The sequence below is a fragment of the Niveibacterium sp. 24ML genome, from assembly GCF_026586805.1.
Taxonomy (GTDB): domain Bacteria; phylum Pseudomonadota; class Gammaproteobacteria; order Burkholderiales; family Rhodocyclaceae; genus Niveibacterium.
On record NZ_JAPFHA010000016.1, the window covers coordinates 21282 to 37910 of the forward strand.

General features: G+C 65.9%; 6 protein-coding genes. 2 read left to right on the top strand and 4 right to left on the bottom strand.

Going from position 1 to position 16629, the window contains the following annotated elements; genetic code table 11:
• Positions 1 to 13: 13 nt before the first annotated feature.
• Both OPU71_RS13900 and OPU71_RS13905 read right to left on the bottom strand, forming a co-directional pair.
• On the bottom strand, positions 14 to 1672 hold the full coding sequence (locus OPU71_RS13900; RefSeq protein WP_267728610.1) for a methyl-accepting chemotaxis protein: 1659 nt from the start codon (positions 1670 to 1672) through the stop codon (positions 14 to 16).
• Positions 1673 to 1749: 77 nt separating this feature from the next.
• Positions 1750 to 3408, bottom strand: coding sequence for an ATP-binding domain-containing protein (locus OPU71_RS13905; protein ID WP_267728611.1), 1659 nt, complete (start codon positions 3406 to 3408; stop codon positions 1750 to 1752).
• Between the two features lie 115 nt (positions 3409 to 3523).
• Between OPU71_RS13905 and recC the strand changes: the two genes are divergently transcribed.
• Positions 3524 to 6811: an exodeoxyribonuclease V subunit gamma gene (gene recC, locus OPU71_RS13910; RefSeq protein ID WP_267728612.1), complete on the top strand. Its 3288-nt coding sequence runs from the start codon at positions 3524 to 3526 to the stop codon at positions 6809 to 6811.
• A 47-nt stretch (positions 6812 to 6858) separates the two neighbouring features.
• Here the strand turns inward: recC and OPU71_RS13915 are convergent, their stop codons facing one another.
• Positions 6859 to 9108, bottom strand: a complete 2250-nt coding sequence (locus OPU71_RS13915; protein ID WP_267728613.1) for a putative bifunctional diguanylate cyclase/phosphodiesterase — start codon at positions 9106 to 9108, stop codon at positions 6859 to 6861.
• Positions 9109 to 9129: 21 nt separating this feature from the next.
• Entirely contained in the window at positions 9130 to 11778 is a 2649-nt protein-coding gene (locus tag OPU71_RS13920) for a chemotaxis protein CheB (RefSeq protein WP_267728614.1), read from the bottom strand.
• 446 nt (positions 11779 to 12224) lie between these two features.
• Between OPU71_RS13920 and recB the strand changes: the two genes are divergently transcribed.
• Complete coding sequence (recB, locus tag OPU71_RS13925; RefSeq protein ID WP_267728615.1) at positions 12225 to 15953, top strand: exodeoxyribonuclease V subunit beta; 3729 nt, start codon at positions 12225 to 12227, stop codon at positions 15951 to 15953.
• Positions 15954 to 16629: the final 676 nt, after the last annotated feature.

The following is a 16629-nucleotide window of genomic DNA, read 5'->3' on the forward strand; positions in this document are numbered from 1 at the left end:
GACTTGAGGCCCCTTACGCACGAAAACCGATGCGGAACCCGCCCCAGTGGCGGCCCTGCACATAAATCGGGGCAGAAACGTCATGCATGACCTCGCCGGTATCGCGGCGGTAGGTCTGCACCAGATACTCCATTTCGTGGGCACCACAGCGTTTGCCGACCGGGTCATCAAAGATGCGTTTGGTGCGGTTGCCCGCCATGTCCTTGGCCGGATCACCCGTCAGCGGTTGCGTGAAACGCTTGTTATGAGTCGGGAAATAGCCGCGCTGATCCACCGCGCCCGCGTAGAAGGCCGCCGCATGGCGTTCGAGGATCGGCTCCTGAATCGCCGGGAGGATTTCATCGGTGAGTGCATCGAAGGCTGTGGTGAATTTCTGTGGATGCGTGTCCGGGATCGGCTTGTAGCGATCGTCAAACAAGGCCTCCAGCGTGATCCTGCCCGCGGCGATCGCGGCTTCGAATGCTTCGCCCACAGCCTTTGCCGCCTCTTGCGCCACCGCCGGCATCGCAACATGCACGTCGATGGCCGCCTCCCCCTCCGCCGAGAGCCGGAACACCTTGTCGATTTCGCCAAGGTTCGTGGCCAGATTGGCCAGCCGCGCCGCTTCGCCACGCGTTTCCTCAGCCGCCTTGGCGTTCTGCTCGATCATCTTGAGGATCTGCTGCACAGAGCCGTACAAGGCCTCGGCGTCGCGGCTCTGCCCCTGGATCGACACCGCAATGGCGTCCACTTTCTCCATGGTTGACGTCGCGCCACGGTCGATCGCCTGCAAGGAATCAGACGCGCTATTGGCCAGCTTGGCGCCGCTGCGGGCCTGTCTGCTCCCCTCTTCGATCGTGTTGATCGCGCTGGCAGTCTCGTTCTGGATCGCGGCAATCATCTGGGTGATTTCGCGTGTCGCGTTGGAGGTCCGTTCGGCGAGCTTGCGCACCTCATCCGCCACCACGGCAAAGCCACGGCCTTGCTCACCGGCCCGCGCCGCCTCGATCGCGGCGTTGAGCGCAAGCAGGTTGGTTTGATCGGCGATCTCGCGGATCACATTCACGATGCCGCTGATGGCCTGGGAGCGCTCTCCCAGTGATGCCACCACCGATGCGGACTGCTCGACCCACTGCGCGATCCGCTCGATCTCCTGCGACACGTTTGCGACCACGCCGCCACCGGCAATGGACAGCTCACGCGCCTCTTGCGCGATCCGTGCAGTCTGTGAGGCATGTTCAGCAACGTCATAGACGTTAGCCGTCATTTGTTCGGTTGCGGCCGACATCTTGTTCGCCGCATCGCGCTGCGAATCGGTGCTGCTGCTCATCCGCTCGGCGCGCGCGGCCAGCTGGTCGGACACCTCGGCGACGCGACGCGAATCGCTGATCACCTTGGCCACCACCCCCTGAACCAGTTCGATCAGCTGGTTCAGGGCAGTCGGCAAATCACCGGAAAGCCCCCTCCCTGCCACAACCGCGCGTGACAGATCGCCATCCTTGTTCACCTGATTGATCAGCGCGGCAAGCGCCTTCACCGCGGCATGGCTGCGGCGCTCAAGCAGCCAGACGCCCCCAACGGCAGCGACGCCACCCAGTACACCGGCCAGAAGCATCCCGCCCAACCAGGCACCGGCAATGGCTGCAAGTGCAACAAAGGCCCCGAGAACGATTCTCCCCGCGATCTCTCTCATCCGCCCCTACCCCTTTGAGTCCGGCCCTGCGTTCAAACGCGCAGTTCATCGGATTAACGGCGGGGGATCACCCGACTTTAGGCGCTTTGTGCAGGGCTTTCGCCCAATGCCGACGCAAGCCTGTCGGCCATGGGTTCAGAGGCCACGATCATCAGTTTCATGGTCGCCCGCGTGGCGCCCACAAAGAGTTTTCGCAATGCAGCATCATCCAGCTGCGGGGCGTCCACCTCGGTCAGGATCACGCAGGGCGCACTCTGCCCCTTGAAGCGATAGACCGTTTCACACAGCACGTCGCCATCGCTGAACTCGGGCATGCCGAGCAGGTCGTACCGGCCGGTGAAATGCCGCATCGGAATCGGCCCGAGCCGGTCAAGTCCCACCAGGGCGGATCGCTCTCGCCCGTGAAAGCTCAGTACAGCGATCTGGCTGCGTTCAAACCCAAGGCCAATCGCCTGCGTCAGCGCGCGGCGGGTGCGTTCGAGCAAAGCATCGCGATCAGCGTAGCGCTCCAGCACCACCGCGCCGCCCTGCACCGGGCTGCCTGCTTCCTGCTGCAAAGACGCGGGCATCAGCCGATTGAGCATGGCAACGATGGCGCGGGGGCTGCGGTAGTTTGTCGCCGAACGCAGGGTGACCCATCCAGCCCCATCTGCCGGGGGTTTGGCGTAGAGGTTCTGCATCGGATCTTCAAGCCACCAGCAACGCGCGCCCTGCCTGCCCAGGCGCAGCACCGCATCACGCCAGGCCGGCTCGAAATCCTGCCCTTCGTCGATAATGATCTCGTCGAACACCCAGGCGGGTGGAACAGCCATGGCGGCGAATGCGGCCTCCACGCGGGCGAAGGCGTCCAGCTGCCGCAGATCCGGCTGCAAGCCGGTGGTTCGCAGCATCGTCACGCAGAGCTGGTGGAAAGACGCCACTTCACCGCCGGGCGGCACCAAGGCGGCTACATGGTCCGCCAGGGGGCGGTTGAAGCACACGTAGAGCGGCCGGCGGCCGGCCGCCAGCGCATCGCGATAAACCGCCAGCGCAAGCTGGGTCTTGCCCGAACCGGCGGTACCCACCACGCGCAGGCAATGCGGCGTGATCTCAAGCTTGCGGGCCCACTCCGTCAAGCCGCCAGAAAGGCGGCTGTAGAGCGCACGCGAGGCATCCGCCGCGGCACCGACGTCCGGCACCAGGGCAAGCTCATCCGCCAGAAAGGCACACACCGCGGCGTGCCCTTGCGGGTCTGCGCTGTGGCCGGCATCGAGCGCACGCAGCCTGGCAACAAGTTGGTCGCGCTGGGCGGCGTCCACGATGCAGGCGGGATCAAGCCCCGCCGTCTGCGCCTGACGCACCCTGTAATCGGGCAGGTAGAGCAGCGCAGTCACGCGCGCCCCATCCAGCACGCGCCCGAGCTTTTCACGAATCGTCGCCGTCGCGCGCCCCAGGTGGTGGGCCACATTCACCGCCTGCGCCCCGCTGCCGCGCAGCAAACCCTCGGGCGATTCGCGCAGAAAGCCACTGCGCTGCTCGATCAGCACGCACCCGCCGGATGGCGTCACCAGCGCAAGGTCGAGCGCGCCAAACAGCGCCCCGCCGTCGCGCTGGTGCATCCAATGCACGCCATGAAACACCGCCCAATCGTCGTCGAGCGCCCCGCCCAACAGTCTGAGCGTATCGAGCTGCCGCAAAACCGTGGGCGATGCGCCGTTCGCCAGCGCTGCCCAGCCATCAGGGTAGATTCGAGCCATCGTTTGCACCGCTGCAATGCCAATCGGCACATTGTCGCCGAGTTTGCCCGCTGACCTCTCAGCGCGCCGCCGTGCGCGCATCGGCAAGCCCCGCGCCGCGCTAGACTCTGGCCCCATGCCGATCCGCGTTTGCTTCTCCAACCGATTCGAAGTCCTACTCGAAGGCCTGCTCACCCAACTCGCGGCCGAAGCGCCGGCGCCGTTCGAGCGGCAAACGGTGATCGTGCCCAGCATCGCGGTGCGGCGGCGGATCGAACTCGCGGTGGCAGACCGTTTCGGCATCTGCGCGCAGATCGACTTCCCCTTCCTCGGCCAGTGGCTGTGGCAGGAAGTCGGCCAGTGGATGCCGGCGCCCGAGCGCTCGCCGCTCGATCATGGGCGCCTGACCTGGGCGATCCTGGTTCAGCTCGGCGATGCCGAGTTCATCGCGCACCACGAAGCGCTTGCCAGCTACCTCGCCGACGCCGACGCGGTGATGCGCTTTGAACTGGCCGAGCGCATCGCCCGCGTGTTCGAAGACGCCGTCACCTACCGCCCGGACTGGGTCGAGCAATGGCGCCAGCGCCGGCCGCTGAACTTGCCGCTGGAAGCCGACAGCCGCACCGCCGCGTGGCAAGCCGATCTGTGGCGCCGCGTCACCGGCGCGCTCGGCGTATCCGGCCAGCACCCCTTCATCCGCCAGTTGCAAGAAGCCCCGCAACTACGCGGCACGCCGGCCAGCACCACGCCGGTTTATGTGTTCGCCCTGCCCGCGCTGCCACCACTGCACCTGGATCTGCTGCGCGCCTTCGCCAGCTACCGGCCGCTCCAGCTCTACACGCTCAACCCCTGCCGCGAGCACTGGTTCGAGATTGTGCCGGCCAAGCGGCTCTCCTTCCTCGCCGCGCGTGGCCAGGCCGACTATCACGAAACCGGCAACCGCCTGCTCGCCGCCTGGGGCCGGCAGACGCAAGCGCACATCGACTTGCTGTTCGAGAACGACGACGCACTCGAAGAACGCGGCAGCCAGTTCGACGAAGCGTCGCCGCACACCCTGCTCGGCCATGTGCAGAACGCCGTCCTCGATCTGCAGGAACTCGCGCCCGGCAGCTTCACCCCCGACGCCGCCGACCGCAGCATCGAGCTGCACGTCTGCCACTCGCTCACCCGCCAGCTCGAAGCGCTGCAGGATCGCCTGCTCGGCCTGCTGGCCAGCGATAACCCGATCCGCCCCGACCAAGTGCTGGTGGTGGTACCCGATCTGGCCGCCGCCGCTCCACTGATCGACGCGGTATTCGGCACCGCCCCGCCCGCCCGGCGCATCCCCTACACCATCACCGGCCGCGGCCAGACGCGCGAGAACCCGGTCGCCCGCACGCTCGCCGCATTGCTCGATCTGCTGCCCGGCCGCTTTGCCGCCAGCGCGGTGTTCGATCTGCTGCAACAGCGCCCGATCGCCACCCGCTACCGGCTCGACGATGCCGCACTCGAAACCGTGCGAGGCTGGATCGCCGAGGCCGGCATCCGCTGGGGGCTGGACGCCGGCCAGCGCGGCGAACTGGGCCTGCCACCGGCCGACTTCCACACCTTCGCCGACGGCATCGAACGCCTCTACCTCGCTTACGCACTGGGCGACGACGCTTGTTTCGGCGGCCGCACGGGGGCCGGCAACCCCGAGGGGCAGGCCGCGCAGGCGCTGGGGCAACTCTGGCGCTTCGTGCAAGACCTTGGCGACACCCGCCAGCGCTGGCGCCAGGCACGCAGCGCCGACGCCTGGCGCAACGAACTCGACGCCCTGCTCGAACGCTACATCCCGGCGGCCTTCGAGTGGGCGGAAGACCTGCGCGCGCTGCGTGCCACGGTGGCCGAACTGCACCGGCAGATGAGCGCGGCGGGCGAGATGCCCTTGCCCGCCGAGGTCGTGATCCGCGCCCTGGCCGATCTGCTCGAACAGCCTGCCCGCGGCGGCGTGCCCACCGGCGGCCTCAGCTTCGCGGCGATGGCCAGCCTGCGCCCGCTGCCCTACCGCATGGTCTGCGTGCTCGGGCTCGATGACGGCGCCTTCCCCGGCGCCGACCGGCCGGCAGAATTCGACTTGCTCGCGCGCCACCCGCGCCGCGGCGACCGCCAGCGCCGCTTCGACGACCGCAACCTCTTCCTCGATCTGCTGCTCGGCGCGCGCGAGTTGCTCTACCTTTCGCACACCGGCCGCAGCCTGCGCGACAACGCGCCGCTGCCGCCTTCTGTGCTGGTTTCCGAACTGCTCGACGTACTCGCCGAAGCCACCGCCGCCGATCCGCACGACAGCGCCTCGATCGCCCAGGCTCGCACGCGCCTGATCGTCGAGCACCCGCTGCAAGCCTTCTCACGCGAGCTTTTCGATCCTGACGGCGACGCCCGCCTGCGCAGCCACAACCAGGAACTGTGCGAAGCGCTGCGCGCCGGCCGCAGCGGCGTCGCAAGCCCCGCCCTCGGCAGCGACTTCGATAGCGATGAGCGCGACGAGCGCGATGGCGCCGAGGCGGCACAGCCCTTCTTCAGCGCCCCGCTCGCGATCACGCCGGATCAGCGCACGGTGCCGCTCGATGCGCTGATCCGCTTCTTCCGCCACCCCTGCCGCGCCCTGCTGCGCGATCGCCTTGGCCTGCAACTGACCGAAGGCGACGAAGCGCTCGACGATCAGGAGCCATTCGTCGCCGGCTTCCACGAACACAATGCGCTGGTACGCCGGCTCGAAACCGAAGTGCTTGCCGGCAGCCCGCCGGAGCGCCTGCGCGAACTGGCCGAGGCCGGCAACGAATACCCTGAGGGCGCCATCGGCCGCACCCAGCGCGAAGGCGCCCTCACCGAACTCGCCTGGTTCTCCGCCGCCCTGCAGCCCCTGCGCGACGAAGCCGCGCTACCACCGCAAGCGCTCGCGCTCGATTTCACGATCGAAGGCGAAGCCTGGCGCCTTGCCGGCAACCTCGCCGGCCTGCGCGCCAGCGGCCAGCTGCGCTACCGCATTGACGCACTGCGCCCCACCGACCGCATCGAAACCCTGATCCGGCACTGGGCCTTGTGTGCGGCCAGTCCGGCCGGCGTCGCGCCCCTCACCCGGCACATCGCCAGCGACGGCGAATTCGCGCTCGAAGCGCTGAAAGCCGAGCACGCGCAGGCCAAGCTGCACACGCTGCTCACCCACTACCGCACCGGCCTCACCCGGCCGCTGCACTTCTTCCCCAAGAGCGCATGGGCCTATATCGAATCAGGCAGCAACCTGCGTACTGCGCGGCAGAAGTGGGAAGGCGGCTTGTTCGCCGGCGAGCGTGACGACGCCTGGTACCAGCTTGCGCTGCGCGGGGTGGCTGATCCGCTGGACGAGGAATTCGCGCAGTGCGCAGAGGATGTATTCGGCGAGGCGGGTTCAGGCAGCGGCGAGTAGCGCCGACGCCGGCGTAGGCAAATCCAGGCGCTGCAACAACCCAAGCATCAGTGCAGCGGGTGCCATGCACCCTTGCTCTGCCACTCGCTCGCCCAAGCGACGAACTGGTCGGCAGGCATCGGGCGGGCGATGCCGTACCCCTGCGCCAGCCGGCAACCCAGTTCCACCAGCGCCGCCCCGTGCTCAAGGGTTTCGACCCCCTCCGCGATCACCGAGCAATTGAATGCCTTGGCCAGGCGCACAACGATTTCGACGATGCCGAAGTCGTTCTTGTCATGGAGCATGTCGCACACGAAGCTGCGATCGATCTTCAGCGCATCGATCGGCAACTTCTGGAAGTAGGTCAGCGATGAATACCCGGTGCCAAAGTCGTCCAGTGCAAAGCGCACCCCGAGTTGCTTGCAACAGTTCAGCACCTCGGCGGCGCGGCTCATGTCCGACAGCGCGGCGGATTCGAGAATCTCCAGCTCCAGGCTGTGCGGCGCTACCTCAGGGTGGCGCGCAAGGGCAATCGACAGGCGATCGGCAAAGTCGTGCAGCAACAGATGGTCAGCACTGATGTTGGCGCTGACCATGAGCGCAAAGCCGATTGAATTCCATGCCGCAATCTGCGACAGCACCGATTCGATCACCCATTCGCCGACCAAGGGTTCGAGCGAACTACCGGCGAGATACCCAAGAAAGTCGCCCGGTTGCAGCAAGCCTTTCTCGGGGTGCTGCCAGCGAATCAGCGCCTCTGCCCCAACGACCTCACCACTCACCAGATCCACCTTCGGCTGGTAGAACAAAACAAATTCCTTGTGATCGAGCGCCTCGCGCAGGCGCAGCAACTGGCTCCGATGCGCCTGCGCCTGGCGGCTATGCACCGGATCGAACAAGTAGAAGCGGTTCTTGCCCGTTTCTTTTGCCTGGTACATCGCCTGATCGGCATGGCGCAGCAAGGGGTCAGCGTCCACATCGTCACTCGGATACAAGGTCACGCCGATACTGGCCGACACGCTGAGTGAGCGCTCTTCAATCTGTACCGGTGCGGCGACAACGGTGAGCAAACGTTCTAGCGTTACCTCAACATCATGCGGGTGCAACAAGTCGTTGAGCAGCAGCACAAACTCGTCGCCACCGATGCGGGCAATCGTGTCCTCGCCACGCAACTGATCCTGCAGGCGCTTGGTGATGACGATCAGCAGTTCGTCGCCCACGCCGTGGCCATACAAGTCGTTGATCGGCTTGAAGCCATCGAGATCGAGGTAGCAAACGGCCAGAAGTTTGCCACCCCGCTGCGCATGCACGATGGCGCGATCAAGCCGGTCGATCAGCAAGCGGCGGTTCGGGACCCCGGTCAGGACATCGAAATGCGCAATGCGATCGAGTTCGGCCTCGTGCACCTTGCTTGATGTGATGTCGGAACAGATGCCGACGTACTGCTGCAGCTTGCCTTGTTCGTCACGGATCGTCGAGATCGACAATTTTTCAGCGTAGGCCTCGCCATTCTTGCGGCGGTTCCAGATTTCGCCCTGCCAGAAATCGTGTTCACGCAAGGATGCCCACATCGCGGCATAGAACTCGGATTCATGGCGGCCTGATGCAAGCATGCTCGGGCGCTGGCCCAGCACCTCGTCGCGGCTGTAGCCGGTAATGCGCGTGAAAGCTGGGTTGATATCGACGATGAGGCCGTTCACGTCGACAATCATGATGCCGTCGTAGCAGTGGGCAAACACACTTGCCGACAAGCGCATGCGCGCTTCGGCCCGCTTTCGCTCGCCGATATCGGTGAGCGTGATCCGCAACGCGGCGTCCGCTTTCGACACTCGCACGTAGTCAACCTGGGTCTGCAGCAAACCTCCATCGGGTAAGCGCAGGGCCAAGTCCGTGCTCTGCCGGCTCCCTGCCTCTTTCCGCAAAATGCCCGCCAGGGCCAAGCGCCAAAGCGGCTGATCTTCAGCGGAGACCAAGGCTTCAAATTGACAGCCGACCAAAGCGCTGCGTTCAACGCCCAGCATGGTCGCCGCCCTGCGGTTCAGCTCCTGGATAAGGCCATTGGCCGAAAGTGAGAGATAGCCGACCGGGGCATCTTCGTACAGGGTGGCGTAGCGATTGCGTGCCTGCTCCAGCTCATTCTGAACCAGCTGAAGCTGCTCGTTCTGCATCTCAAGCTCGATCTGGTGCACCTGGAGTTCATGCACGAGGCGCCGCGATTCAGCTTCACTGCCTGGGGCAAGCATGTTTCCAGCAGCCAGGCGGCTTTCAGCCTGTCTGCGCAACTCGGCTGCGTGGATCCCACACTTGTCCGGCTTCATGTCGCCCCTCCTTCGGAGGCTTTACGGCGGCGAAAGCTGATTCTGTAGCGCCGCTTCAAGCTTCCTGAGCTCGGTGATATCGATGAAGGTAATGACAACGCCATCAATCACATTATCTTGGGTTCTGTACGGCATGATCCTCACCCGGTACCAGCGGCCATCGTAGGTGCGGGCCTGGCGCTCCTGGAAGACAAGGCTGCGGAGAACTTCCTCAGCATCCTCTTTCAGCCCTGGATAGTCGAGATCCGTGACCACATGCGTGATCGGCCGCCCAACGTCGCTGGGGATCAGTTTGAACAGGTTGGTGGCATGCGGCGTGAAGCGACGCAGCCCCATTTCGCTATCGAGGAAGATCGTTGCGATCTCGATGCTGTTGAGCAGGTTGGTCATGTCGTTCTTGACCCAGGTCAGGTCGTTGACCTTGCCGTGAAGCTCGGAATTGACCGTCTGCAATTCCTCGTTGAGCGATTGCATCTCTTCTTTCGAGGTCGTCAATTCCTCGTTGGTGGATTGCAACTCCTCGTTGGTGGATTGCAGTTCCTCGTTGGAGGATTTCAATTCTTCCATCGAGGTCTGCATCTCTTCATGCGTGATCTGCAAGGCGTCACGCGCCTGCTCCAGTTCCTGCAGCAAGGCGATGTGCGTCGCCGCAGCAACTGACTTGCGCCGGCTGCGGGTAACAGGCGGCGCAGGCATATCCTGAAACACGATCAAGACGCGCCCCTTGAGTGGCTCGGGCCGCTCAAGCGGGTGCACCGTCACGTTGACCAGCAGGCTGCCGTTGTGCCCACTCACCTCCAGCCCAGCCAACTTCACGGGTTCCCGCTCGCGCAGCGCTTTGCGGATCACGCCGGTCAGCGCTTCGCGCAAGCCTTCACGCGCCATCGCGTGGATGTTGATGTTGACCTTCCCGGCAGCTGGCTCCAGGTACTTGCCGGTGCGACCACTGATGTACAGGATGTCACCATCGCCGTTCACCAGCACCGCTGCTGGCGCGTAGTTCTGCTGGATGAACGAATCGGTCAGTAACTCCATGCTCTCGGCGTGTTCGGCTTTGGCGGCCTCGCCATCGGGGTGTGCCTCGCGCACGGCGCGCTGCGGAAACTCCACTTCGGAAATCGGCAAGCCCTGATCAAGCCGCAGGAATATCCGGGCCAGCTGATTGACCGGGGCAAACAGGTGCGCATACGTGCCAAGCGTTTCAGCACTGCCCAGCAGCAGCACGCCACCGCGATTGAGCGCGTAGTGGAACAAGGGCAAGAGCTTCTTCTGCAGACGCGGCCGGAAGTAGATCAGCAGATTGCGGCAGCAGAGGATGTCCAGCCTGGTGAACGGCGGGTCAGAGATGATGTTCTGCGGTGCAAACACCACCATCTCGCGAATGTCCTTGCGGATGCGATAACCATCGCCCTCGACAACAAAGTGCCGAGCAAGCCGCTCAGGTGACACATCAGCCGCGATGCTGGCCGGGTACACACCCCGACGCGCGGTTTCAATCGCATCGGGATCAAGGTCTGTCGCATAGATCTGCAGATCGAAACGCGAACCGGGCAAGGTTTCTTCGAGCGCTTCACGGAAGCTCATTGCCAGCGAATAAGCCTCCTCGCCGGTCGAGCAGCCGGGCACCCAGGCGCGCAGCGTCTTGCCGCTCGGCGCCCGCGCCAGCAGAGCGGGAATCGCATCCACACGCATCGAGTGCCACACCGCCGGGTCGCGGAAGAAACTGGTCACCCCAATCAGCAGTTCCTTGAACAACAGATCCAGTTCAAGCGGATTCGCACGAAGGAAATCCAGATAATCAGCAATGCTGCCGAGCTGATGCAAAGCAATGCGGCGCTCGATACGCCGATAGAGCGTATTGGTTTTGTAGAGCGTGAAATCATTGCCGGTCCGCTCGCGAAGCAAGAGCAGGATGAGATCGAGCTCTTTCGCGGGCTCGCTGATCTCTTTGGCGGTGTCCAGATCGTGGGGCACTTCTTGCCCACGCAAGCGTTCCGCCGGCGCAGGCTGCGCAGGGCGGCGCAGCGCCTCGAGAATCCGATCGGGTAGTGCCTCGGGCTTGCCAACCACATCCACGACGCCCGCCTCGATGGCACAGCGCGGCATGCTGTCGGCCTGCGCGCTGGCCGGATCCTGCGCGAACGTCACGCCGCCACATTCCTTCACGACGCGCAGCCCGGCGACACCGTCCGAACCCATGCCGGACAAGACCACGCCCACCGCCAGTTCCTGCCGCTCCTCGGCGAGCGCCTGGAGGAAGAAGTCGAACGGAAGCCGCAGCCCCCGCCGCGCAATCGGCTCCTGCAAATGCAGCAGCCCGTTTTCGAGCGTGAGATCCTTGTTCGGCGGAATCACGAACACACGATCCGGCTGTACCGGCATCGCGTCGACCGCCTCGACAACCGATATCGAGGTCGCGCGCTGCAAGAGCTCCGGCAAACTACTCGGATAGTCGGGCGCGAGGTGCTGAACCACCACATAGGCAAGCCCGGAGTCGGGTGGCACATGGCCAAAGAAACGCTCCAGTGCATCAAAGCCGCCTGCGGAACAACCGATCCCGACAATCGGGAAGCCGCCACCGCGTGAGCTTTGATCAGGTGTGGCGCGGCGAGCGAGCACAGACTCCGCAGCCGGATCGAGCGGGGTCACGGAATTTTCGGGCGATGCCATGGAAAAGCCTTGATGGGTGTACGACCTTAACTCTAGCAGGCACACCGCCCACCCGGATTTTCGGCTCCTGCAACTCGGCCAGCCGGCACAGGCCGTTGTCTGAAGCGCGGCGTGTTGCGGCTGACTTCAAGCGCGTTACAGCGATGGGCCGCAGCGCGGCAAGCAGCTCAGCCCCTCGCACCCAAACGATAGAGTGGCGTCCGCCGCAATCGTGCAGGGCGATACGTTCTGCAACGCCATCGCCGCCACCAAAACCCGGGCAGGTGCAGCTCGGGACATCGGACGCGCACTCTGATGGCAACATAGCGGGCGATACGATTTGCTACCCGCAGCGCGGCCTTGAGTACGGATTCGAAGGTGAGTATGACAATGCACAAGGTGCCAGGCCACCGCCCTGCACACGCGGCCACCGGGGCCAGCAGACGACAGTGCTGGAGCAAGGCGACATGCTCCCGCACACCCGCGCACAGGGCCATTGCGCCATGACCCGGCTTGTCGATCTCGACGTCTTCGCCTGCCCGCTCGCCGGTGTGAGCCTGATCGAAGCCTCGGCCGGCACCGGCAAGACCTGGAACATCTGCGGCCTCTACCTTCGACTGCTGCTCGAACACGGCTTGCCGGTCGAACGCATTCTGGTCGTCACCTTCACCAAGGCGGCCACCGCCGAACTGCGCGAGCGCATCCGCGGCCGCATCGTCGAAACGCTGGCGCAACTCGATGGCCGCGCCGCCAGCGGCGACCCCTTCGTGCCGCAATTGCTCGCTGCGGTGCACAGCCGCAACGCGATCGACGACGCCGCGCTGCGCAGCCGGCTCGACCTCGCGCTGCAAACCTTCGACGAAGCGGCGATCTACACGATCCACGGCTTCTGTCAGCGCGCGCTGGCAGACACACCGTTCGCCGCAGGCCTGCCCTTCAAGCTCGATGTATCGCCGGATGACCGCGAGCTGATCCGCGAAGCAGTGGCCGATTTCTGGCGCCGCGAAGTGGCGGTGGACGCCCTGCCCGCCCCACTCGCCGCCTGGCTGCTGCAACGTGGCGACTCACCCGATGCCTGGGCCGAGATGCTGCGCCGCGCGCTCGCCCGCCCGCTGGCGCACATCGAATGGCCCGCTGCACCCACGGAAACCGCCTCGCCCGACGCGCTGCGCGTGGCCTTCGATGCCGCGTGTGCGGCGTTCAAGGCCGATCCTTCCCCGCTCGCCGCACTGGAAGCAGCACGAGCGCGCGGCGAGATCAACGGCAACAAGGTGCGCGCCGAAGCGCCGGCCAAGGCCGACGAAGCCTGGCGCCATTGGCTTAACGCTGCCGACCCAATGCTCACCGACGTGGTCATCGACGGCAAGGAGAGCCCGCTGCGCTTCTTCCGCGCCAGCTTCCTCACCGAGGCCACCAAGGGCGGCAAGGCGGCCCCGGCGCATCCGTTTTTTGACGCCGCCGATACGCTGATCGCCGCACGCCTTGCAGCGGAAGCGGCCCTCGAGCACGCGCGCCTCGCGCTGATCCGCCGCATGATCGACGCCGCCACCCAAACCCTGCGCGCCACCAAGCGCCGCGCCCGCGTGGTGGCCTACGACGACATGCTCGCCAACCTGCACCGCGCGCTCGAATCCGGCGCCAACCCGTGGCTGGCCAATGCCCTGCGCGATCGCTACCCGGCTGCGCTGATCGACGAATTCCAGGACACCGATCCGGTGCAGTTCGCGGTGTTCTCGCGCATCTACGCCGGCGATGCCGCCGCGCCGGCCGGCCCGCTGTTCCTCGTCGGCGATCCGAAGCAGGCAATCTACAGCTTCCGCAACGCCGATCTGCACACCTACCTCGCCGCGCGCGACGCCGCGCAGCACCGCTACACCCTGCGCGACAACCAGCGCTCGTCCGAATCGCTGATCAAGGCAATGAACGCGCTGTTCGCCGCCAACCCCGGCGGCTTCGTGCTGCCCGGGCTCAATTACGAAACGGTGGCGTTCGGCGAGAAACGCCGCCCCAGCTTCGCCGACGACACCGGCGAGGCACGCGGCGCGCTGCAACTGTGGCAACTGCCGCCCGGCATCGAAGGTGGCGCGATCCTGCGCAAACGCGCGATGGAAAGCGTTGCGCAGGCCTGCGCCGGCGAAATCGCGCGCCTGGTCGAGGCGGGCCAGCGCGCGGCCATCCGCATCGGCGGCGAGCCGCTCAAGCCATCGGATATCGCGGTGCTGGTGCGCAGCCACAAGCAGGCGGCGCGGATGAAGGCAGCGCTGGCCGCGCACGGCGTCGCCAGCGTCGAGATCTCGCAGACCGGCGTGTTCCAGAGCATCGAGGCCAGCGAACTCGCGCGCGTGCTGCACGCGGTGCGCGAACCGGCGCGGGTGGGTTTGCTGCGTGCGGCGCTCGCCACCACGCTGATGGGCGAAACCGCCAGCTCGCTCGCCGCGCTTGATGCCGACGAAGCGCGCCTGCAAGCGCAGGTGTCGCGCTTTGCGCAGTGGCGTGAGCTGTGGAACACCCGCGGCATCGGCATGATGTTGCGGCGCTGGCTATCGGGCGCTGACACCGCGCAAAGCGTGCTCACCCGCCTGCTCGCTACCGGCGACGGCGAACGCCGCCTCACCAACGTGCTGCACCTGATCGAGCTGCTGCAACAGGCCAGTGAAGATCACCCCGCGCCCGAGGCGCTGCTGCGCTGGCTGGCCGACCAGATCAAGGCCGACAGCCACGACGAAGTGGCCCAGCTGCGCCTGGAATCAGACCGCAAGCTGGTGCAGATCGTCACCATCCACAAGGCCAAGGGCCTGGAATACCCGATCACCTTCACCCCCTTCCTGTGGGATGGCTATCGCCGCCCGGAAGGCAATGAGGCCGCCGTCGAATACCACGACGCCAAAGGCCGCATCGTGCTCGATTACCGGCCCGAAGCCAGCGAAGACGAGGCCCTCAAGCGCGCCCGCAAAACCGAACGCGCCGCCGAAGATGTGCGCCTGGCCTACGTGGCGCTGACCCGCGCGGTGTTCCGCAGCTATGTGGTGGTCGGCAACTACGCCGCGCCCGCCGGCAAGAGCGTCAGCACCAGGGAATCGGCCCGCAGCGTGCTCAACTGGCTCGCCGCTGGTAAGGGCTGCGCGCTGGACGAGTGGGATGGCGGTGACGCCAACCCGGAGGCGATTACCGCCGCCTGGCAAGCCCTCGCCGAATCCGCGCCGGAAGGCATTTCGCTGGGCACCCTGCCCACCGACACCGGCGATCAGGCCCGGCTGCCACCGGCCGGCACAGGGCAGCTTGCCGCGCTGCCCGCCCCGGCGCAGATCCCCGAGGGCTGGAAGATCGGCAGCTTCAGCCGCCTCGCCCACGGCGTGCACGGTGCCGAGCAGGATCACGACACCCTCGCTGCGCCACGCTCGCTCGGCCCCACGCCCGCGGTGATCGCGCAAGACGACATCCTCCACTTCCCGCGTGGCGCCTCGGCAGGCGACTGCCTGCACGCGGCCTTCGAGCGCGCCGATTTCGCCGACCCGGCAAGCTGGCCCGAGGCCGCCCGCGCCGCGCTGCGCGAACACCCGCAACGCACGCTCGAAGGCGGCCCGCGCGGGCAGGAACGCCTGCACGCGCAGATGCTCACGCTGCTGCGCGACGTTTTCGCCACGCCGCTGCGCCCCGGCCTGCGCCTCGCCGACCTGCCCGCGAAGAGCCGCCTGCCTGAACTGGGCTTCCACCTGCCTGCCGGCACGCTCAACGCATCGCGCCTCAACGCCTGGCTCACTGAGCGTGGCTACCGCATGCCGCCGCTGGGCTTTCATAGCCTTCAAGGCTACCTCTCGGGCTTCATCGATCTGGTGTTCGCGCACGCCGGCCAGTACTGGGTGCTCGACTGGAAATCCAACCTGCTCGGCTTCAAGGCCGCCGACTACTGCGGCGAATCGCTTGAAGCCGCGATGACCGCCCACGGCTACCACCTGCAATACCTGCTCTACACCCTCGCCCTGCACCGGCACCTCAAAGTGCGCTTGCCGCACTACGACTACGACAGCCACATCGGGGGGGCTTTGTATTTATTCGTGCGTGGCGTACGGCCGGGGTGGTTGGGGGATGACGGCACGCAGGCGGGCGTGTATTTCCGGCGGCCGAGTCGGGGGGATATTGAGGGGCTGGACTTGTTGATTGGGGGAGCGGTTGCTGGCGGGGGTTTGGCACCATGAACCGCCGCGCATCGACCCTTCGCCGGATGGTTGCCGACAGCCTCGTCGGTTGGGCTGAGCGAAGCGAAGCCCAACGCCTCGGCTTGCGATCGGCCGCATCGTCGTGCACCTGCCTTCCCCTTCAAGCCGGGTCCCGCCCCGGCGGGCGGGTTTCTTTCTTTGTGCGAACAAAGAAAGAAACCAAAGAAAGTCGCCCCGCTTCAACGCCCCGCCTGCGGCGGGGTTCCCTGTGCTGCTCGCGTCGCCAGGGGCCTGCGGAACTCGCCCTCGCTTCGCTCGGTGCTCAAACAGTCCTCGGCCCCGCCGTGCTACGCACGTCGGAACCCGGCAACGCTGCGCTGCTCGGCGTTTCAGAGGGGAATGGAAAAGCGTCGACGCTCAACCGTTGCAGATCTCCGGTAACCCGGACGCAAGCCGAAGGCCGGAGTTCGGGAGATGCGCTTGCCTCGGACTCTCCCGGCGCCCCTGATGCCGCTGCGCTGCATCCAGGCTACCAATGCACAACGCGCAATGAAACTGCGACGTTTTTGACTTTGGGTCCCGTCGAGAGCGCCGAGCAGCGCAGCGGGGTCGGGGCATCGGCGCGTAGCGCCGACGGCGAGGACTGTCTGAGGCCCGCAGGGCCGAGTTCCGCAGCCGCACGACTTCGCGAGCAGCGCAGGGAAGTCAGGTGCGC